16 protein-coding genes are annotated in these 20,980 nt (G+C 46.5%); 14 read left to right on the plus strand and 2 right to left on the minus strand.

From position 1 onward, the window contains the following. The 13 genes from AAGC78_RS18070 to AAGC78_RS18130 all read left to right on the plus strand — a co-directional run. Nucleotides 1–1,104, plus strand: a 1,104-nt coding sequence (locus AAGC78_RS18070; protein WP_435785504.1) for an FAD-binding protein, incomplete at its 5' end; no start/stop codon positions are given. Nucleotides 1,105–1,134: 30 nt separating this feature from the next. After that, the gene (locus AAGC78_RS18075; protein WP_435785505.1) at nt 1,135–1,839 is read left to right on the plus strand and encodes a succinate dehydrogenase iron-sulfur subunit; all 705 of its coding nucleotides are present in this window, start codon (nt 1,135–1,137) and stop codon (nt 1,837–1,839) included. A gap of 206 nt (nt 1,840–2,045) precedes the next feature. Further along, a complete protein-coding gene (locus AAGC78_RS18080; RefSeq protein WP_435785506.1) occupies nt 2,046–4,877 on the plus strand; it encodes a 2-oxoglutarate dehydrogenase E1 component in 2,832 nt (943 codons plus the stop codon). Between the two features lie 60 nt (nt 4,878–4,937). Further along, entirely contained in the window at nt 4,938–6,143 is a 1,206-nt protein-coding gene (gene odhB / locus AAGC78_RS18085) for a 2-oxoglutarate dehydrogenase complex dihydrolipoyllysine-residue succinyltransferase (RefSeq protein WP_435785507.1), read from the plus strand. 102 nt (nt 6,144–6,245) lie between these two features. Next, nucleotides 6,246–7,685, plus strand: coding sequence for a dihydrolipoyl dehydrogenase (gene lpdA, locus AAGC78_RS18090; protein WP_435785508.1), 1,440 nt, complete (start codon nt 6,246–6,248; stop codon nt 7,683–7,685). A 123-nt stretch (nt 7,686–7,808) separates the two neighbouring features. Then, entirely contained in the window at nt 7,809–8,975 is a 1,167-nt protein-coding gene (gene sucC, locus AAGC78_RS18095) for an ADP-forming succinate--CoA ligase subunit beta (protein WP_435785509.1), read from the plus strand. 12 nt (nt 8,976–8,987) lie between these two features. Continuing rightward, nucleotides 8,988–9,860 (plus strand): succinate--CoA ligase subunit alpha, encoded by an 873-nt coding sequence (gene sucD / locus AAGC78_RS18100; RefSeq protein WP_039914112.1) that lies wholly within the window; start codon nt 8,988–8,990, stop codon nt 9,858–9,860. Between the two features lie 114 nt (nt 9,861–9,974). Continuing rightward, nucleotides 9,975–10,595: a MarC family protein gene (locus tag AAGC78_RS18105; RefSeq protein ID WP_435785510.1), complete on the plus strand. Its 621-nt coding sequence runs from the start codon at nt 9,975–9,977 to the stop codon at nt 10,593–10,595. 197 nt (nt 10,596–10,792) lie between these two features. Next, nucleotides 10,793–12,412 carry a pectate lyase gene (locus AAGC78_RS18110; RefSeq protein ID WP_435785511.1) on the plus strand — a complete coding sequence of 540 codons (1,620 nt, stop codon included), beginning with the start codon at nt 10,793–10,795 and terminating at the stop codon, nt 12,410–12,412. Between the two features lie 180 nt (nt 12,413–12,592). Next, nucleotides 12,593–14,512 carry a biosynthetic arginine decarboxylase gene (gene speA / locus AAGC78_RS18115; protein WP_435785512.1) on the plus strand — a complete coding sequence of 640 codons (1,920 nt, stop codon included), beginning with the start codon at nt 12,593–12,595 and terminating at the stop codon, nt 14,510–14,512. A gap of 74 nt (nt 14,513–14,586) precedes the next feature. Then, nucleotides 14,587–15,786 (plus strand): saccharopine dehydrogenase family protein, encoded by a 1,200-nt coding sequence (locus AAGC78_RS18120; protein WP_435785513.1) that lies wholly within the window; start codon nt 14,587–14,589, stop codon nt 15,784–15,786. A 3-nt stretch (nt 15,787–15,789) separates the two neighbouring features. Further along, the gene (gene nspC / locus AAGC78_RS18125) at nt 15,790–16,977 is read left to right on the plus strand and encodes a carboxynorspermidine decarboxylase (protein ID WP_435785514.1); all 1,188 of its coding nucleotides are present in this window, start codon (nt 15,790–15,792) and stop codon (nt 16,975–16,977) included. A gap of 63 nt (nt 16,978–17,040) precedes the next feature. Beyond that, entirely contained in the window at nt 17,041–17,544 is a 504-nt protein-coding gene (locus tag AAGC78_RS18130; protein WP_435785515.1) for an RNA methyltransferase, read from the plus strand. Here AAGC78_RS18130 and AAGC78_RS18135 read toward each other — a convergent pair. Next, a complete protein-coding gene (locus AAGC78_RS18135) occupies nt 17,534–17,932 on the minus strand; it encodes a hypothetical protein (RefSeq protein ID WP_435785516.1) in 399 nt (132 codons plus the stop codon). The two genes, AAGC78_RS18130 and AAGC78_RS18135, sit on opposite strands and share 11 nt — an antisense overlap. Nucleotides 17,933–17,947: 15 nt before the next feature. Beyond that, nucleotides 17,948–18,709, minus strand: coding sequence for a TSUP family transporter (locus tag AAGC78_RS18140; protein WP_435785517.1), 762 nt, complete (start codon nt 18,707–18,709; stop codon nt 17,948–17,950). Nucleotides 18,710–18,869: 160 nt separating this feature from the next. Between AAGC78_RS18140 and uvrB the strand changes: the two genes are divergently transcribed. Beyond that, entirely contained in the window at nt 18,870–20,882 is a 2,013-nt protein-coding gene (gene uvrB, locus AAGC78_RS18145) for an excinuclease ABC subunit UvrB (RefSeq protein ID WP_435785518.1), read from the plus strand. Nucleotides 20,883–20,980: the final 98 nt, after the last annotated feature.

Below are 20,980 nucleotides of genomic sequence, written 5' to 3' on the forward strand. Positions count from 1 at the left end.
GATGGTGTTGGTATGGCATTGCGCGCTGGTTTCCCGGTGCAAGATATCGAAATGTGGCAGTTTCACCCAACTGGTATCGCTGGTGCTGGTGTATTGGTGACTGAGGGTTGCCGCGGTGAAGGTGGTTATCTGATCAACGCCGATGGCGAGCGTTTCATGGAGCGTTATGCTCCTAACGCGAAAGACCTTGCTGGTCGCGACGTTGTTGCGCGTTCCATGATTCAGGAAATCATTGCTGGTCGCGGTGTGGGTCCTAACAAAGACCACGTACTGCTGAAGCTCGATCATTTGGGCGAAGAAGTGCTCGAAAGCAAGCTCCCAGGCATCTGCGAATTGTCGCGTACCTTTGCGCACGTTGATCCTGTGTATGCCCCAATCCCTGTTGTGCCAACCTGTCACTACATGATGGGTGGTGTTCCAACCAACGTGAACGGCCAGGCACTAACTATCGATGCCGATGGCAATGATGTGGTGATTGATGGTTTGTTTGCGTGCGGTGAAGTGGCTTGTGTATCTGTACACGGTGCTAACCGTTTGGGTGGCAACTCATTGCTCGACTTGGTGGTGTTTGGTCGTGCAGCTGGCTTGTACATCGAAAAAGCACTGCGTGAAGGTATTGAACATCGCGATGCCACCCAGGCTGATATCGACAAAGCCATGGCGCGCTTGAATAAAATCAATACCTCTAACAGCGGTGAGAGCGCTGCAGTGCTGCGTAAAGAGCTGCAAACCATTATGCAAAACTTCTTCGGTGTATTCCGTAAGGGTGAGTTTATGCAGAAGGGGATCGAGCAACTTGCCGAGCTGCGTAAGCGTATCGAGAATGTTGCCATTACCGATAAGAGCAATGCCTTTAATACTGCGCGTATTGAAGCGTTGGAGTTACAAAACCTGCTTGAAGTTGCTGAAGCAACGGCGATTGCAGCAGAAGAGCGTAAAGAGTCACGCGGTGCGCATGCCCGTGAAGACTTTGAAGACCGTGACGATACTAACTGGTTGTGTCACTCAGTCTATTTCCCCGGTGAAAAGCGTGTTGGCAAGCGTGCGGTGAATTTTAAACCGCGCACTATGGATGCATTCCAGCCTAAGAAACGTACCTATTAATAACCGTGTAGGGTGATCGGGAGAAAAATTATGTTGAAAGTACAAGTTTATCGCTACAACCCAGAAACTGATAACGCGCCTTACATGAAGACCTATGAGATCGATACTCAAGGTAAAGACCTTATGGTGCTGGACGTTCTGGAGTTATTAAAGGCGCAGGATCAGTCTTTGGCTTATCGTCGCTCATGCCGTGAAGGTGTGTGTGGTTCCGATGGTATGAACATCAATGGTAAAAACGGTTTGGCTTGTATCAAGCCAATTTCCGAATGTATCAAAAACAATACGTTGATTTTACGTCCATTGCCGGGCTTGCCCGTAATTCGCGATCTGGTAGTTGATATGACCCAGTTCTACGATCAATACAAGAAAATTGAGCCATACTTGCAGAACGATACGCCTGCTCCGGCAATCGAGCGTTTGCAATCTCCAGCAGATCGCGAGAAGCTCGATGGCTTATATGAGTGTATACTCTGCGCCTGCTGCTCAACCAGTTGCCCATCATTCTGGTGGAATCCCGATAAATTTATCGGTCCGGCTGGTTTGTTACAGGCGTATCGTTTTCTTGCTGACAGCCGCGATTTGGCGACAGAAAAGCGATTGGCTAATCTGGATGATCCTTTCAGCGTATTTCGTTGCCATGGTATCCAAAACTGTGTTTCGGTTTGCCCCAAAGGCTTGAACCCGACACGAGCCATCGGCCATATTCGTAATATGTTGTTACAGAGCGCTACCTAAGGTGGCGCTTTTGTTTATCTGAAGCCGGTAAAAATTTGACGATTTGATGAGCGGTTTGTGCTCGTTTAATCAAAAACTGTTCACTGTCGCCTTGGGTGACGGTAACTTAAAAGCGGCGCTTTTAATCACAAGTTGAAAGCGTTTAGTAGCTAACCGCTAGTTGATAGCAGGGGATGCCTGAGTCCCCAAAGATTAAGGTGAGTGGAATGCAAGACAGCATTATGGCGCAATTTTGGAGTACGTCTCACATCTCCGGTGGGAACGCTGCTTACGTCGAAGAACTCTACGACTCGTATTTACATAATCCTAATGCCGTTCCTGAAGAATGGCGCAACTATTTCGATCAGCTGCCACGCGTTAATGGTGTGCTGACTCAAGATACTCCCCATTCGGTCATTCGCGCTCAATTTGAACAACTGGGTAAATCCCGTGTTCGCACCGTTGCTGTTGCCGGTGGTTCTGTCAGTGCAGAACACGAGCAAAAGCAAATCAAAGTATTGCAACTGATCAGTTCCTACCGCTTTCGCGGTCATCAAAAAGCCCAGCTCGACCCTCTGGGGTTGATGCAGCGTGCCCCTGTGGCTGATTTGGATTTGGGCTTCCATGGCCTAACCAATGCAGATCTCGACACTGTATTTAATACTGGCAGTCTGTTTATCGGTAAAGAGCAAGCGACTCTGCGTGAAATTGTTGAAGCATTGGAGAAGACCTATTGCGGTCATATCGGTGCGGAAATCATGCACATCACTCCACTTGCTGAAAAGCAATGGTTGCAGCAACGCCTCGAAAGCGTTCGCTCTAATCCGGAGTTCAGTAAAGAACAGCGTCTTGCATTGCTTGAGCGTTTGACTGCTGCTGAAGGTCTTGAGCGTCACCTCGATAGTAAATATCCGGGCACCAAGCGTTTTGGTTTGGAAGGTGGCGAGAGCTTCATCCCCCTCGTTGATGCGTTGGTAAAACGCGCCGGTACCTATGGTGCAAAAGAAATCGTATTGGGTATGGCTCACCGCGGCCGTCTTAACACATTGATTAATGTGTTCGGAAAAAGCCCTGCAGAATTGTTCGCTGAGTTCGATGGCAAGCGTTCGTTGAAAACTTCAGGTGATGTGAAATATCACTCAGGTTTTTCATCTAACGTAATGACTCCAGGCGGTGAATTGCACATGGCGATGGCGTTTAACCCATCGCACTTGGAAATTGTTTCTCCGGTAGTTGAAGGTTCTGTTCGTGCACGTCAGGACCGTCGCAACGACAAGACTGGCGCAAAAGTAGTTCCTATCGTGGTTCACGGTGATGCTGCTTTTGCCGGTCAAGGTGTGGTAATGGAGACATTCCAAATGTCCCAAACCCGCGCCTACGGCACCGGTGGTACCTTGCACCTCGTGATCAATAACCAGGTTGGTTTTACTACCAACAAACGTGAAGACGCACGTTCGACGGAATACTGTACTGACGTTGCTAAAATGATTGAATGTCCAATCTTCCACGTGAATGGTGATGATCCTGAAGCAGTATTGTTTATCGCTCAGTTGGCGATGGATTACCGCTACGAATTTAAGAAAGACGTGGTAATTGATCTGGTTTGCTATCGTCGCCGTGGTCACAATGAGACTGATGAGCCATCAGCAACCCAGCCACTGATGTATCAAGTTATTCGCGCACTTAAAACCACTCGCACTTTATATGCCGACCAATTGGTGGCTGCCAACCTGTTGACGCAAACCGCTGCAGATGAGTTGACCAACAATTATCGTGCTGCACTTGATCGCGGTGAAAATGTTGCCAGTGGTTTGGTAAGTGAACCTGACCGCACTTTGTTTGTGGATTGGGCTCCGTACATAGGTCATGACTGGGAAACTCCAGCCAATACCGGTTGTGATCTAAAAGTGCTGCAATCTGCCGCCAATAAAATGTGCGAGTTCCCTGATGGGGTTGTGCTGCAGAAGCAAGTAGAAAAAATTTATGAAGACCGCCGTAAAATGGCCGGTGGTGCTTTGCCGCTGAACTGGGGCATGGCTGAAACTCTGGCCTATGCAACCTTGGTTGAGCAGGGCTACCAAATACGTATGACTGGTCAGGACGTCGGCCGTGGTACCTTCTCTCATCGCCATGCCGTTGTACATAGCCAAAAAGATGGTTCCTCTTACGTCCCACTCGCTAATATGGCACCTGGACAACCATCTTTTGAACTGTTTGACTCATATTTGTCAGAAGAAGCTGTTCTTGCATTTGAATACGGTTATTCAACTACTGCACCGACTGGTTTGGTCATTTGGGAAGCACAATTTGGTGATTTCGCTAACGGTGCTCAAGTCGTTATTGACCAGTTCATCACCAGCGGGGAGCATAAGTGGGGTCGCTTGTGTGGTCTGACAATGTTGCTTCCACATGGTTATGAAGGGCAGGGGCCAGAGCACTCATCGGCACGTCTTGAGCGCTTTATGCAATTGTGCGCTGAACACAATATTCAAGTGTGTGTGCCATCTACACCGGCTCAAGTTTTCCATATGCTGCGTCGTCAGGCGATTCGCCCAATGCGTCGTCCGCTTGTAGTAATGAGCCCTAAATCTTTGCTGCGTCATAAATTGGCAACGTCTACCTTGGAAGAGTTGTCCAATGGCAGTTTCCAAAACGTGATCACTGATGCAAGCGTTGATCCGGCAAAAGTACAGCGCGTGATTCTGTGTAGTGGTAAGGTTTACTACACCTTGTTGGAAGAGCGCACTGCACGTAATCAGGATAATGTTGCGTTGATTCGTTTGGAGCAACTCTATCCGTTCCCTGAAGCAGAATTGAAAGCCGCACTCGCACCGTTCAAAAATATCAAAGATATTTTCTGGTGCCAGGAAGAGCCGATGAATCAGGGTGCTTGGTACAGCAGCCAGCATCACATGCGTCATGTGGTTGCTGATGTGTATGGTAAAGGTTTGCATCTTGAGTATGTTGGCCGTGATCCTTCAGCAGCACCAGCGGGTGGTTATATGTCCGCGCACATTGAAGAAGAAAAACGTTTTGTTAATAAAGCGCTCACAGTGTGAGTGCTTTTGCTTTTTTAACTTGATCAAATAAATCCTAGCGCTACAGAGAGATGGAATAGCATGAGTATTGAAATCAAAGCACCTACCTTCCCTGAATCCGTTGCCGATGGCACCGTAGCAACTTGGCACAAAAAACCAGGTGAAGCCGTCAAGCGCGATGAGCTGATCGTTGATATTGAAACTGACAAGGTTGTGTTGGAAGTTGTCGCACCTGCTGATGGCAGCATCGCTGAAATTATTAAAGGCGAAGGCGAAACCATTCTGAGCAATGAAGTCATTGCGCGTTTTGTTGAAGGTGCGGCAGGCCAAGCTGCTGCCAGCGCGCCTGCTGCTTCTGCACCTGCCGCAGCTCCAGCTGCAGACAAAGCAGTTAATCCTGCTGCCCGCAAATTGGCAGAAGAAAACAATGTAAGCACCGCTGCTGTTGCTGGTTCAGGCAAAGATGGTCGCGTGTTGAAAGAAGATGTAGCTAATCATTTGAAATCAGCTCCTGCAGCAAGCGCACCTGCTGCACAAGCTCCTGTTGCTGGATCGCCAGCCGCTGCAATCGAAGCAGTAGGTGATCGTGTTGAGAAGCGTGTACCAATGACACGTTTGCGTAAACGTATTGCCGAGCGTTTGCTTGAAGCATCCAGCACAACTGCAATGCTGACCACGTTTAATGAAGTCAATATGGCGCCGATCATGGCACTGCGTGCGAAATACAAAGATCAATTTGAAAAAGCGCACGGTGGTACTCGCTTGGGCTTTATGAGCTTCTTTGTAAAAGCTGCTGCAGAAGCACTGCGTCGCTTCCCACAAGTAAATGCCTCTATCGACAATAACGATATCGTTTATCACGGTTATCAAGATATTGGTGTTGCTGTATCTACCGATAAAGGTTTGGTGGTTCCAGTGTTGCGCAATGCTGAGAACATGAGTCTTGCTGGTATCGAAAGTACTATTCGCGATTTCGGTTTGCGTGCACGCGATGGGAAATTGGGCATTGAGGAAATGTCTGGTGGTACCTTCACAATCACCAATGGCGGAACTTTCGGTTCATTGCTGTCTACTCCAATCCTGAATTTGCCACAATCTGCCATTTTGGGTATGCACAAGATTCAAGAGCGTCCAATGGCTGTTAACGGTAAGGTTGAGATTCTGCCGATGATGTATCTGGCTCTGTCTTACGATCATCGTCTGTTGGATGGTAAGGACGCAGTGCAATTCCTCGTGGCAATCAAAGATTTGTTAGAAGATCCAGCGCGCATTTTGTTGGAAATCTAATCTGCTTTTTGAAACGCTCTTGGCAACCTAAGAGCGTTTTTTTATGTGAAGGGTTACCGCTCACAAGGTTGTAGCCGACGTTAATAATTTAGGAACATTGTTATGTCTGAAAAATTTGATGTGATAGTTATCGGTTCTGGCCCAGCGGGTTATGTTGCCGCAATTCGTGCTGCGCAGCTTGGGTTTAAGACTGCGTGTGTCGAGAAGTGGAAAAACGAAGAAGGCAAGGGCGTAAATGGCGGTACTTGCTTGAATGTAGGTTGCATCCCTTCAAAAGCGCTGCTCGATAGCTCCTACAAATATCATGAAGCAAAAGATGATTTTGCAGTTCACGGTATTACTGCATCAGGTGTTGAAATTAATGTTCCTTCGATGATTGCACGTAAAAATCAAATCATCAAAAACTTGACCGGTGGTATCGCCGGGTTGTTTAAAGCAAACGGTGTAACCAGTTTGTTTGGCACTGGTAAATTGTTGGCTGGTAAAAAAGTTGAAGTTACTGACTTTGAAGGCAAAGTCACTGTATATGACGCAGACAATGTAATCCTTGCCTCTGGTTCCAACCCAATCAATATTCCACCAGCTCCTGTTGATAACGATGTAATTGTTAACTCAACTGGTGCGTTGGAGTTCTCTGAAGTGCCAAAGCGTCTCGGTGTAATCGGCGCTGGCGTAATTGGTTTGGAGTTGGGTTCGGTTTGGAATCGTCTTGGTTCGAAAGTAACTGTGTTGGAAGCTCTGGATAGTTTCCTTGCGATTATGGATCAACAAATTGCTAAAGAAACTCAAAAAATCCTGACCAAACAAGGTTTGGATATCCGCACCAGCTCACGCGTTACCGGCTCAAAAGTAAACGGTAAAGAAGTAACCGTGACTTATCTCGATAAAGAAGGCAAAGAGCAACAAGAAACGTTTGATAAGTTAATTGTTTGTGTTGGTCGTCGTCCATTCACTGAAAATCTGTTGGCTGCTGACAGTGGTGTAAATCTGGATGAGCGTGGTTTTATTTTTGTAAACGAACAATGCGAAACTAATGCGCCGGGCGTATGGGCAATTGGTGACGTAGTGCGTGGTCCGATGCTTGCGCACAAAGGTTCTGAAGAAGGTGTGATGGTTGCTGAGCGTATTGCAGGCCAAAAATCACAAATTAATTACGATATTATTCCTAACGTAATTTACACCCATCCGGAAGTTGCTTCTGTAGGTAAAACTGAAGAGCAAGTGAAAGCATCGGGTGAGCCATACAATGTGGGTACCTTCCCATTCGCAGCTTCTGGCCGCGCAATGGCTGCTAATGAAACCCAGGGTCTGGTAAAAATTATTGCTCACGCTGTTACTGATCGCATTCTTGGTGCCCACATTGTTGGTCCAAGCGCTGCTGATCTGGTTCAACAAGTGGCGATTGCAATGGAGTTCGGTTCTAGTGCGGAAGATCTGGGCATGATGGTGTTTGGTCACCCAACCCTGTCTGAGGCTATCCACGAAGCAGCATTGGCGGTGCATGGTCATGCCATCCACATCGCCAACAAGAAGAAGCGTTAAGAGAACCATAGAGTCCTCGTTTTTTAGGCGGGGGCGAACTCATAAGGTTCGTCTCCATCGATAACCCAGTTGGCATGTTTATCGATAATTGCATGTCCAACCATCGTCAAATGGAACTACACCATGAATTTGCACGAGTATCAGGGTAAGCAACTGTTTGCCCAATATGGTTTGCCTGTTTCTAAAGGCATTGCTGCTGCGACTGTTGAAGAGGCTGTTGCTGCTGCGGATCAAATCGGCGGCGATATGTTCGTCGTTAAAGCTCAGGTTCACGCTGGTGGCCGCGGTAAAGCGGGCGGCGTAAAGCTGGTTAAGAGCAAAGAAGACATCCGCGCTTTCGCTGAAAAGTGGTTGGGCAAGAATCTGGTTACTTATCAAACTGATGAGAAAGGCCAACCAGTAAGCCGCATTTTGGTTGAGAACTGCACTGACATCGCTAAAGAGTTGTACCTGGGCGCTGTAGTTGACCGTTCAAGCCGCCGTATCGTGTTCATGGCCTCTACCGAAGGTGGTGTAGAGATCGAGAAAGTTGCACATGACACTCCAGAGAAAATCCTCAAAGTTGCTGTTGATCCGCTGGTAGGTGCTCAACCTTTCCAAGGTCGTGACCTGGCTTTCAAACTTGGTTTGGAAGGCAAGCAAATCAACCAATTCGTTAATATTTTCCTTGGCTTGGCCAAACTCTTCAAAGAGAAGGATTTGGCGTTGCTGGAAGTTAACCCACTGGTAATTACTCCAGAAGGTAACTTGCACTGCCTGGATGCGAAATTGGTAATCGACGGCAATGCTCTGTACCGTCATCCAGAATTGAAAGCAATGCAAGATCCAACTCAAGAAGACGCGCGTGAAGCTCACGCTGCTGCTTGGGAGTTGAACTACGTTGCTCTGGGCGGTGATATCGGTTGTATGGTTAACGGCGCTGGTTTGGCGATGGGTACCATGGACATCGTTAAATTGCACGGCGGCCAACCTGCTAACTTCCTCGACGTAGGTGGCGGTGCGACCAAAGAGCGCGTAGTTGAAGCGTTCAAAATCATTTTGTCTGATGACGCGGTGAAAGCAGTATTCATCAACATCTTTGGCGGTATCGTACGTTGCGACATGATCGCAGAAGGCGTAATCGGTGCAGTTAAAGAAGTGGGCGTAAAAGTACCTGTTGTTGTTCGTCTGCAAGGTAACAATGCTGAATTGGGTGCAAAAGTGTTGGGCGAAAGCGGCCTGAACATTATTGCCGATACCGACTTGACTGGCGCTGCCAAGAAAGTTGTTGCAGCTGCTGCGAATCAATAAGGGGCGAAGAACATGAGCGTTTTAATTAACAAAGACACCAAAGTAATTTGTCAGGGTTTCACCGGTGCGCAAGGTACTTTCCACTCTGAACAAGCGATTGCTTACGGCACCAAAATGGTTGGTGGTGTAACTCCAGGTAAAGGTGGTCAAACTCACCTTGGCTTGCCAGTGTTCAACACTGTTGCTGAAGCAGTTGCTGCTACTGGTGCTGATGCATCAGTAATCTATGTTCCAGCACCTTTCTGTAAAGACTCAATCCTTGAAGCAGCTAACGGCGGCATCAAGTTGATCGTATGTATTACTGAAGGTATCCCAACCCTCGATATGCTTGACGCAAAAGTGAAGTGTGACGAGTTGGGCGTGCGTTTGATTGGTCCTAACTGCCCAGGTGTTATCACTCCGGGCGAGTGCAAAATCGGCATCATGCCAGGCCACATCCACAAGCCAGGTAAAGTAGGTATCGTATCGCGTTCAGGTACTTTGACTTATGAAGCTGTGAAGCAAACTACCGATTACGGTTTCGGCCAATCTACTTGCGTAGGTATTGGTGGTGACCCAATCCCGGGCTCTAACTTCATCGACATCCTGAAGTTGTTCCAAGCTGACCCACAAACCGAAGCGATCGTAATGATCGGTGAAATCGGTGGTTCTGCGGAAGAAGAAGCAGCAGCATTCATCAAAGCAAACGTGACCAAACCTGTTGTGTCTTACATCGCTGGTGTAACTGCGCCTGCTGGTAAGCGCATGGGTCACGCTGGTGCGATTATTTCTGGCGGTAAAGGTACTGCTGACGAGAAATTTGCTGCACTGGAAGACGCTGGCGTGAAAACTGTTAAGAGCTTGGCCGATATCGGTAAAGCACTGAAAGAAATCACTGGCTGGTAATTAATTTTACTAGTTAAGTGTTTTCTAAAAGGCGATCTTCGGATCGCCTTTTTTATTTCCCTAAATCCTGCCTAGACTTAAACATAATCCAAATGAACGGGCGAAGATAAAACCATGCTCGAAATCACCGAATACACCAAATTCCTCATCGGCCTGTTGGCGATTGTTGACCCCCTAGGCGCCGTTCCTGTTTTTCTCGCATTAACAGTTCACCAATCGCGTGAACAGCAATTTAAGACTGCGCGATTGACGGTTATTTCTGTGTTTACTGCGTTGATGGTTGCCTTGTTAATCGGTGAATGGATTCTGTGGGCTTTTGGTATCAGCATCGATGCATTTCGCTGTGCGGGTGGAATTGTGTTGCTATTGATGGGGCTGACGATGCTCAAGTCGCGCGGCCATACGCCGGAAGAAATTGAGGCGGCGCAGGATGAAACTATCGCATTGGTTCCATTAACTATGCCGTTGTTAGCCGGGCCAGGTGCTATGAGCGCGGTTATTGTTTATGCGCATCAATCCAATTCAGTTCTGCATTATGTGGCGATTACCGGCTGCATTTTGTTGGTGGGCGGTTCGCTGTGGCTGTGTTTTAAATTTCTACCCTGGTTTCGTCAGCATTTAAGTACGCGCAGTATTGTGATGTCTACGCGAGTGATGGGATTGTTACTGGCTGCGATTGCTGTGGAATTTATCGCAGGTGGCATTAAGGGGATGTTTCCGCAGCTGGCAGCTTAATTGATGCGACGGAGTGGATACCGATAAAAAGTGTTAAACGCCTATCCGATACCGGTGATGGCGCTTATTATCATGACAAGCAAGCCTAATGTATTACTTATAAAAATAGTGCTAAGTATTTATCTGCAAAGGTTTTTCGGTCGCAAAATTCATAACAATAGAATCTATACCCGGATATCTATAATTAGAGAGCGGCTATGCGTACCATCAACCAGAATTTGATCCTTCTTGTCTTCCTTGTCTTTGGCTACTCCAGTCCAGTGCTGGCTGCCCCCACGCTTGAACAAACCCAAAGCACCATGAAAACGGCTACCCAATTTATGCTGGATAAAGCCAGTTATCGCGGTGGTTTTGTCTGGTCGTATCTGCCTGATTTTTCCCGCCAATGGGGCGAGCTTGAGGCGCGTCGCTCAATGATCTGGATGCAGCCGCCTGGTACCGCAACCGTGGGGCATTTATTGTTGGATGCCTATCATGCCACCAACGATGAGTTCTATTACTCGGCCGCCGAACGGGTGGCGGGCGCAATTATATATGCTCAGCATCCAAGTGGTGGATGGAATTATGTGGCCGATTTTAATGGGGAAGCATCACTCAAGGATTGGTATGCGACCGTGGGTAAGCAGGCCTGGAGATTGGAAGAGTTTCATCACTATTACGGCAATGCAACGTTTGATGATGTTGGCACAGCGGAGGCGGCAAAGTTTCTGTTGCGTCTTTATGTGGAGAAGCTCGATCCCAAATATCGCCCTTCGCTCAATAAAGCCATCAACTTTATGTTGGATAGCCAGTATCCGATTGGTGGTTGGCCGCAACGTTTTCCGTTAATGCACGATCATCCATCTAAAGATCATCCGGATTATTCGTCTTTTATTACCTTCAATGACGATGTTGCCGCTGAGAATATCGATTTCTTACTGATGTGTTATCAGATGCTGGGTGAGGCGCGGGTGCGCGAACCTGTCATTCGCGCGATGAATAGTTTTTTAGTGATGCAGATGGGGCAGCCGCAACCGGGTTGGGCGTTGCAGTACACAACAGAATTTGTACCTGCTGGCGCGCGCTCCTATGAGCCTAAGGCGCTGCACACGCCGACAACGGCCGAGAATATCCAGCAGCTAATCAAATTTTATTACATGACGGGCGAATCGAAATTTCTTGCGCGCATTCCTGAAGCGCTCGCGTGGTTGGAGAGCTTGCAGTTGCCCAATAAACCGGAATATGAGGGGCGTAGTCATCCGTCCTTCATTGAGTTGGGCACCAATAAATCACTATTCACTCACCGGAGCGGTGCTAATAGGACAAATGGTGAGTACTACGTGGATTACACTCCCGGAAATATGCTGGCTCACTACAAATCCACCAGCAATATTAATGTGGCGAAATTGCGTGCTGCATATGAGGAAGCTTTGGCACAGAAGTCGGAAGATGTTGTTGCAAACTCTCCGCTCAAATCGATGGGAAATATTGCGTTACCGAAATATTTCACGCTTGGTAGGGTGAGCGTATCGGATTTAAATTTTCGCGCGCAAAAAGCAGCGACAGCAAAAAAACTTCCTGATCAGGCAGCGGCGCTGATTAACAGTTTGAATAAAGAAGGTTATTGGCCAACTCCACTTTATTACACAACCAATCCATATAATGGTGTCGCCCCGGCAACCAAGGCTGATAATAATTATTCGGCGACTATGGTGGGCAATGAATGGGATACCTCACCATTTCCTGTAGAAAAACCGGTTATGGGTATTTCAACTGGAACTTATATTAAGAATATGGGTGTGCTGATTCAGTATCTGCAAGCGTTAACACAGAGATAAGTTCTGTTTTTTCTGGTTAATTTCTATTCATATAATGGCGCGATGCTTTATTTTTCACAAAAAATGTGGAAAATTGCGCGCCATTTTTCTTTTTTGCCATAAGTAATATGTTTTTTTAGTGCTTATTGGTTTCAATTCTCACTTGCGGAACACCCCGTTAATCATAAGGGTCGATATATTTTGAATAATTCTGAGCAATCAACCTCTTGGTCTGCACGCAAATCCGCTGAGCTTTACGGTATTGATGAGTGGAGCAGCGGTTATTTTGGCGTTGCGCCACAGGGTGATGTTGTTGTGCGCGCACCAACTCCTGAAGGCGAAGTAAATGTATCCTTAATGGATATTGTCGATGGATTACAGCAGCGCGGATTGCAAATGCCGGTGTTGTTGCGCCTTGAAAATATTGTCGATTCGCGAATCAGTATTCTTAATGATTCATTTGCACAAGCAATTGCTGCCAGTAATTATCGTGGCCAGTATCGCGGTGCATTTCCAATCAAAGTCAATCAGCAGAGTCATGTGATTGCAGAGATTGCGCGCTTTGGTCAGCGTTACAATCACGGCCTGGAGGCAGGTAGTAAAGCAGAATTAATGATTGCATTAGCCACGATTACCAATCGTGAGAGCATTATTATCTGCAACGGTTACAAAGACGCAGAATTTATTTCGCTCGGTTTGCAAGCGCGCAAACTCGGCTTTAAATGTTTTTTCGTGCTGGAAACACTGACGGAATTGCAGTTTGTCATCGAGCGTAGCCGTGCACTGGATATAGAACCTTTAATTGGTGTGCGACTAAAACTATCGACCAAAGTGGAAGGTCATTGGAGCGCAGACAGCGGTGACCGTAGTTTATTTGGTTTGAATACCAATGAATTGGTCAGCGTGATTGATACCTTGCGCGATGCTAATTTATTACATTGCTTCCAGCTGCTGCATTTTCATTTGGGCTCACAAATCCCCAATATCCGCAGTATTCGCGCCGGCGTATTGGAAGCTTGTCGCTATTACATCGAGCTGGTGGGCGAGGGCGCTCCACTCGGTTATCTCGATTTGGGCGGCGGTTTGGCGATTGATTACGACGGTACTTGCAGCACTAATGGACACAGTCGTAATTATTCAGTGCAGGAATATTGTATCGATGTAGTGGAATCGATTCAGGAAAGCCTGGATGCACACAATATTCCGCATCCAACAATAGTGACTGAATCAGGCCGGGCAACCGTGGCTCATACATCGGTTTTGTTATTTAATATTCTTGATGTAACTCACTTTGATCCTATGGCTTTACCTGAGGTTTTGCCAGCAGATTGCCATGAAATGATTGAGAATTTATGGCACACCCGCAATGTGACCAGCACATCTAATTTGCAAGAGTCCTACAACGACGTTATTTATTATCGCGATAAAATTCGCGACTTATTTAACTCAGGTGATATCAGTTTGCGTCACCGGGTATTGGGTGAAAATATTTACCTTGCGGGGCTGCAAAAAATTGCCGCGCTTTTGCCGCAAATGAAACGTATTCCTGCCGAGTTGGAAAGTTTACCGCAATTATTGGCTGATATTTATTACGGCAACTTCAGCGTATTCCAATCGCTACCAGATTCATGGGCTATAGGGCAGGTGTTTCCGGTAATGCCTATCCATCGTTTGGATGAGGAGCCTACGCGTCAAGCGATCATTGCGGATTTGACGTGTGATTGCGATGGAAAGCTACAGAAATTTGCTAGCCCTGAAGGTGAGTCAACCACCTTGTCATTGCATCCTGTTAAAGCCGGTGAGGAGTATTATCTCGGCGTATTTTTAGTGGGCGCCTATCAGGAAACCTTGGGGGATTTGCACAATTTGTTTGGCGATACCAATGTCGCCAGCGTGCGAATTAACGCCGATAGCAGTATCGATTTTGTGCACGAATTACATGGCGATAGTATTGCGGATGTATTGAGTTATGTTGAGTACAAACCCAATGAGCTATATGAGCAGTTTCGTCAAACCGCCGAGCAAGCAGTACGCGATGGCATTATCAGTGTGGCGGATCGCCAACAAATGCTTTCTGCTTACTCAGAGGGCTTGCGTGGATATACCTACTTTGAAAAATAACGGAGCGCAGGTTAATCCGGTGCAGTGATGTTGTTAAATGATTTTATTTACAGATTGGTTTGGAGTGTAGATTAATGGCAAAAGTGTTAATTATCGGTGCTGGTGGAGTAAGTGGTGTTGTAGTGCATAAATGCGCGCAGTTACCTGAAGTATTTTCAGAAATTGTGTTGGCGAGCCGTACTGAATCCAAATGCAAAGCTATAGCTGCGCAATTAAATCGCCCGATAAAAACAGCGCAAGTTGATGCAGATAATGTCCCTGCGCTGGTTGCCTTGATCAATGCTGAAAAGCCGGACTTGGTCATTAATGTTGCCCTGCCTTATCAAGATCTGACGATCATGGACGCCTGTTTGGAAACCGGTGTTGATTATCTGGATACTGCCAATTACGAACCATTGGATACCGCTAAATTTGAATATTCGTGGCAGTGGGCATATCAGGATAAATTTAAAGACGCTGGAATTACGGCCTTATTGGGCTCCGGTTTTGATCCGGGTGTGACCAATGTTTATACCGCGTATTTGAAAAAACATTATTTCGATGAAATTCATCAGCTGGATATTATCGATTGCAACGCGGGTGATCACGGTTTGCCATTCGCGACTAACTTCAATCCCGAAATCAATATCCGTGAAGTGACGGCGAACGGACGCTACTGGGAAAATGGCAATTGGGTTGAGACTGCACCACTGAGTGTTAATCAGGTGTTTTATTTTCCGGCTGAGATCGGCCCCAAGAAAATCTACATGATGTATCACGAAGAATTGGAATCACTGGTTAAACATTTCCCGGAAATTAAACGTGCCCGTTTTTGGATGACATTCTCCGATAATTATTTAAAGCATCTGGAAGTGTTGGGTAATGTGGGAATGACCGGTATTGAACCGATTATGTTTGAAGGTCGCGAAATAGTACCGCTGCAATTTTTGAAGGCATTGCTGCCAGATCCAGCAAGTCTCGGCCCATTAACCAAAGGTAAAACCTGTATTGGTTGTTTTGCTCAAGGTGTTAAAGATGGCAAACCCGTTGCGATGTTTGTGTATAACGTTTGTGATCATCAGGAATGTTACCGCGAAGTAAAATCCCAGGCCATTTCTTACACCACTGGTGTGCCTGCGATGATCGGGGCAAAAATGATATTGGAAGGTAAGTGGAAAAAGCCGGGTGTATGGAATATGGAACAGTATGATCCCGATCCATTTATGGACGATCTGAATAAGTACGGTTTGCCGTGGCAAGTTGTTGAAGTTGATCCAAGTGCGATTGAAGGTTAATTGATGCAAAAGCGTGAATACTTCGCCCATTTTGATGCTACGCGTGTTCCATCACCTTGCTTTGTGATTGATAAAGTAGCGGTTGAGGATAATTTAAAAATTCTCAACCGTGTACAGCACGAAAGCGGTGCAAAAGTGCTGGCTGCGTTAAAAGCATTTTCTTGTTGGAACCTTGCGCCTTTATTTCGTCAGTATCTATCGGGTACTTGCGCAAGTGGTTTGCATGAGGCTCGCTTGGGCAAAGAAGAGTTTGGTGGCGAAGTTCACTGTTATTCTGCTGCATATAAAGAATCTGACTTGATCGAAATTTTAAAAGTTGCAGATCACGTTTTATTTAATTCATTTTCCCAGTGGTCTCGTTTCAAACCGCTTGCTTTAAATGCGCAGTGTGTTCGTCCGGAGTTGCAGTTCGGTATTCGCATTAATCCCGAGCATTCAGAAGGCGAGGTTGCGCTTTATGATCCGTGCGCGCCCTGTTCACGCATGGGTGTGACAATTGCGCAATTTGAACAAGCACTAAATGATGATCCTGATATTTTAGATGGAATTAGCGGTCTTCATTTCCACACTCTTTGCCAACAAGACTTGCCGCCGCTACAGCGAACAATCGCAGCAGTTGAAGAGAAGTTTGGTCGCTATTTCTCGCAAATAAAATGGATCAATTTTGGTGGCGGCCATCACATTAGCCGTGAAGACTATCAGGTTGCTGAGCTGATCGAACTGATTAAATCTTTTCGCGCCCGCCACCAATTGCAAGTTTATCTTGAGCCAGGTGAGGCGGTTGCGCTTCGCAGCGGTGTGTTGGTTGCTGAAGTGTTGGACATCACCTGGAATACAATGGCGCAAGCCATTCTCGATACCTCTGCAACTTGCCATATGCCGGATGTATTAGAAATGCCGTATCGTGCAGATGTATTGGGCGCTGGCATGCCAGATGAATTGGCCCATACATATCGTTTGGGCGGCATGACCTGTTTAGCGGGCGATGTTATTGGCGATTACAGTTTTAATGCGCCTTTATCCGTTGGGCAACGTATTATGTTTGATGATATGGCTCACTACACTATGGTGAAGACCACAACATTCAATGGCATTAATTTGCCCGCGATTGCGATTTGGGATTCGCGTAGCGATGACTTACAAATCGTCCGTGAATTTGGCTACGACGATTTCAAGCAGCGCCTTTCCTGACGTAGGGATGCCGCTTGCTGCCCCCAATTTTTGATCTCCTCAATATCATCTCAGGTTTTTGTTATGAGTAAAAAATCCTCCCACATTGGTTTGGTTAACCCTAAGAATCCAGTCAATGTTGGCATGATTATGCGCGCGGCAGGTTGTTTTGAGGCAGATACCGTGTTTTACAGTGGTGTGCGTTTTGCCCGCGCGCAAAAATTTGCTGCAGATACAAAAAACGCAACTAAAAAAATCGCGTTAGTTGAGGTGGAAAATTTGCTCGATGATATTCCGCCGGGCGCAACTTTGGTTGCAGTCGAGTTAATCGAAGGTGCAACGCCACTAATGGACTTCGTCCATCCTGACAATGCTTACTATATTTTCGGTCCGGAAGATGGATCAATTAAAAAAGAGTTGTTGGATCACTGTAAACACGTGGTTTATATCCCAACCATCGGTTGTATGAATCTTGCGGCTACAGTTCATGTTGTGCTTTATGATCGTATGGTTAAATCGGGCAGGGATGTGATCGAGCAGCGACCCGTTGCAGAGAATCGTGATGTGAACAATAAAATCAGGATTTAGTCGCCGTAATTATTTCTTCTTCAAGTAAATATTCTTCTTTTGGTTTTTTTGGTATTTCTTCAGCTGGTTGTTGCATATTTGGGCATTTGCCTTGGCTTTCCAGCCAGTAAAGTGTATTGCCGACGAGTGCGATAGACCCTGACACTATGGCACTTGTTGTTGTCACGAGCACTGAAGTTACTGTCGCTTCTACAAATTCTGCTCTGCAACTATTTGTAACGCATTTGATCTTATTAAACTCTTGCAGTTGTGCGGTGGTAAGCACTATCTTCTGTGTTGATACCATGCAGTTTCCATCGTAGCTCGCTACCTTTTTGGGAGCGACAACACAGGCACTCAGTGTACAAGTGATGAGAATTAGCATCAGCCTATTGCGCAAGCCCATCATGTAATTTCTACCTGTTTAAACACCATATTGTTTGAACCAATATTGCCCTAACATCACCAAACAAATTGTAACGATCAGTATCCGCAATATTTTGGGGTTCACTTTAAAAAGATAATGCGAACCAATCCAGGCGCCCAGCACTTGTCCAACGATCATTGTTAAGCCTGCAGCCCACACCAATTGACCGGCAAAAATAAAAACGATTAATGAGGCGATATTTGTGGCGAAATTTAACGGCTTGGCGGTTGCTGTTGCTTTGATTAATTCGAGACCGCGTAAGCTCACACCGGCAACCGCAAGAAAAGAGCCTGTGCCTGGGCCGAACATTCCGTCATACATACCAATAACAGGCAGTACGGTTTTTTGATAAAGGCTGGCTGATATTCTTGGCTTAGTGGATTCAAATTTGAAATAGGGGGCAGTAATAAAATACGCAGCGATTATCACTAACACTAACGGGATAATAAAACCCAATAATTTTGCATCAATAAATTGAACAATCACGGTTCCAATTACTGAACCTATAAATGCGGCAATCATCATTGGGCGCAATTCTTGCCAATCGATTTTCTTACGCTTGAACAATAAAAAGCTTGCAGTACCCGAGCCGAAGCTACTTTGCAGTTTGTTGGTGCCCAGTGCGGCGAGTGGCGGTACGCCGGACACAACCAGCGCCGGCACTGTGATCAAGCCACCGCCACCTGCGAGTGTGTCCATAAAACCTGCCACTGCAGCGGCAATAAATAAAAAGGCCAGTATTTCTAAGGTAAATTCCATTGTGGATCTCAGTTTGCGGGGGTAGTTCTACTGACATAGTTTGTCAGGTTCAGGAATTAATCTGTATAGTCTTCAAGTCTAGCGAGTATTCACAACGGCTTGCCATCCAAATCAGGCCAGTTTTCGCTACAATCCCTCTTTTATTCATTATTGGGTTCTTATGTCCAAGCAATTTGTTGTTAATAGTGAATTTGCGCCTGCCGGCGACCAACCTACGGCAATTGCCGGTCTTGTGCAGGGCATAGAGGCGGGTTTGGCACACCAAACGCTGCTGGGTGTGACTGGGTCGGGTAAGACCTTTACCGTGGCCAATGTGATTGCACAGGTGCAGCGGCCGACCTTGATTATGGCGCACAACAAAACCCTTGCGGCGCAACTCTATGGCGAGTTCAAAGAGTTTTTTCCTAATAACGCGGTTGAATATTTTGTCTCTTACTATGACTACTATCAGCCCGAAGCTTATGTCCCATCATCCGATACCTTTATCGAAAAAGATTCTGCGGTAAACGAACATATTGAGCAGATGCGTTTGTCAGCAACCAAAGCGCTGATGGAGCGCAAAGACGCCATTATTATCGCCTCTGTGTCCGCGATTTATGGTTTGGGTGATCCCGAAGCCTATATGAAAATGTTGCTGCACATTGTGCGCGGCGACAAGATCGATCAGCGCCAAATTTTGCGCCGTCTCGCTGAGTTGCAATACACGCGTAACGATATGGAATTCTCCCGCGCGACTTATCGCGTGCGCGGCGAGGTAATTGATATTTATCCGGCTGATTCCGATATTGAAGCGGTGCGCATAGAATTATTTGATGATGAAGTTGAACAAATTTCGATTTTCGATCCGCTCACGGGCGAGGTGTTACAAAAAGTTCCGCGCTTCACTATTTATCCGAAATCACACTATGTAACACCGAGGGAACAGATTCTTGAGGCGATTGAAAATATCAAAGAAGAATTGCGTGAGCGTTTGGAATACCTGCGTGAAAACAACAAGCTGGTTGAAGCACAACGATTGGAGCAGCGCACCCGTTACGATTTGGAGATGATGCAAGAGCTTGGCTACTGCAATGGTATCGAAAACTATTCGCGCTATTTGTCCGGCCGCAACTCCGGTGAAGCGCCGCCAACATTGTTTGATTATTTGCCGCAGGATGCCTTGCTGGTTATCGATGAAAGCCACGTAACCATTCCGCAAATTGGTGCCATGTATAAAGGCGACCGCTCGCGCAAAGAAACTCTGGTTGAATACGGCTTTCGTTTGCCATCGGCGTTAGATAATCGCCCGATGCGTTTTGACGAGTGGGAACGTATCGCACCGCAAATGATTATGGTCTCGGCCACACCGGGAAAATACGAGCAGGAAAATGAAGGGCAAGTTGTTGAGCAGGTGGTGCGGCCCACCGGTCTTATCGATCCACAAATTGAAATTCGCCCGGCAACTACCCAAGTAGATGATGTACTTTCTGAAATTCGTGCAACCGTAGGTGAGGGAGATCGTGTATTAATTACGGTGCTCACTAAACGTATGGCGGAAGATCTTACGGAATATCTTGCCGAGCATGGCGTGCGTGTTCGTTATTTGCACTCGGATATCGATACTGTTGAACGTATCGAAATTATCCGTGATCTGCGCTTGGGCCAATTCGATGTGCTTGTAGGTATCAACCTCCTGCGTGAAGGTTTGGATATGCCCGAAGTGTCTTTGGTCGCTATTCTGGATGCGGACAAAGAAGGCTTTCTTCGTTCGGATCGATCATTGATCCAAACGATTGGTCGCGCTGCGCGAAATTTAAAAGGCAAAGCGATTCTCTACGCTGACCGAATTACCGGTTCCATGCAGCGTGCTATCGATGAAACTGATCGCCGTCGCGAAAAACAAATTGCACACAACCTCAAACATGGAATTACGCCTAAAGGGATTAATAAAAGCATCGCGGACATTCTGGAGGGTTCAGTGGCTCCAGGTGGTGGTAGCAGGGCAGCGCGCAATAAAGCTATGGCAATTGCTGAGCGTTCTGGCAAATATTCAGTTGATGTGAATCCGAAAGATATTTGGAAAACAATTGAATTGATGGAGAAACAAATGTTCCAGGCTGCAAAAGATCTGGAATTTGAAGTGGCCGCCAAGTTGCGCGATGAGATTGAAAAATTGAAGAAAAAAGCAATGTGACCTGTCAACAATGATGCAGCTTGTGATAGTCCCGCAGAGTGTATGCATGAGAAGGATTATCAAATAGAATGGTGGCCATACAATAAAGCCTAAAAAGG

The sequence above is a fragment of the Cellvibrio sp. genome (assembly GCF_039207905.1).
GTDB lineage: Bacteria > Pseudomonadota > Gammaproteobacteria > Pseudomonadales > Cellvibrionaceae > Cellvibrio.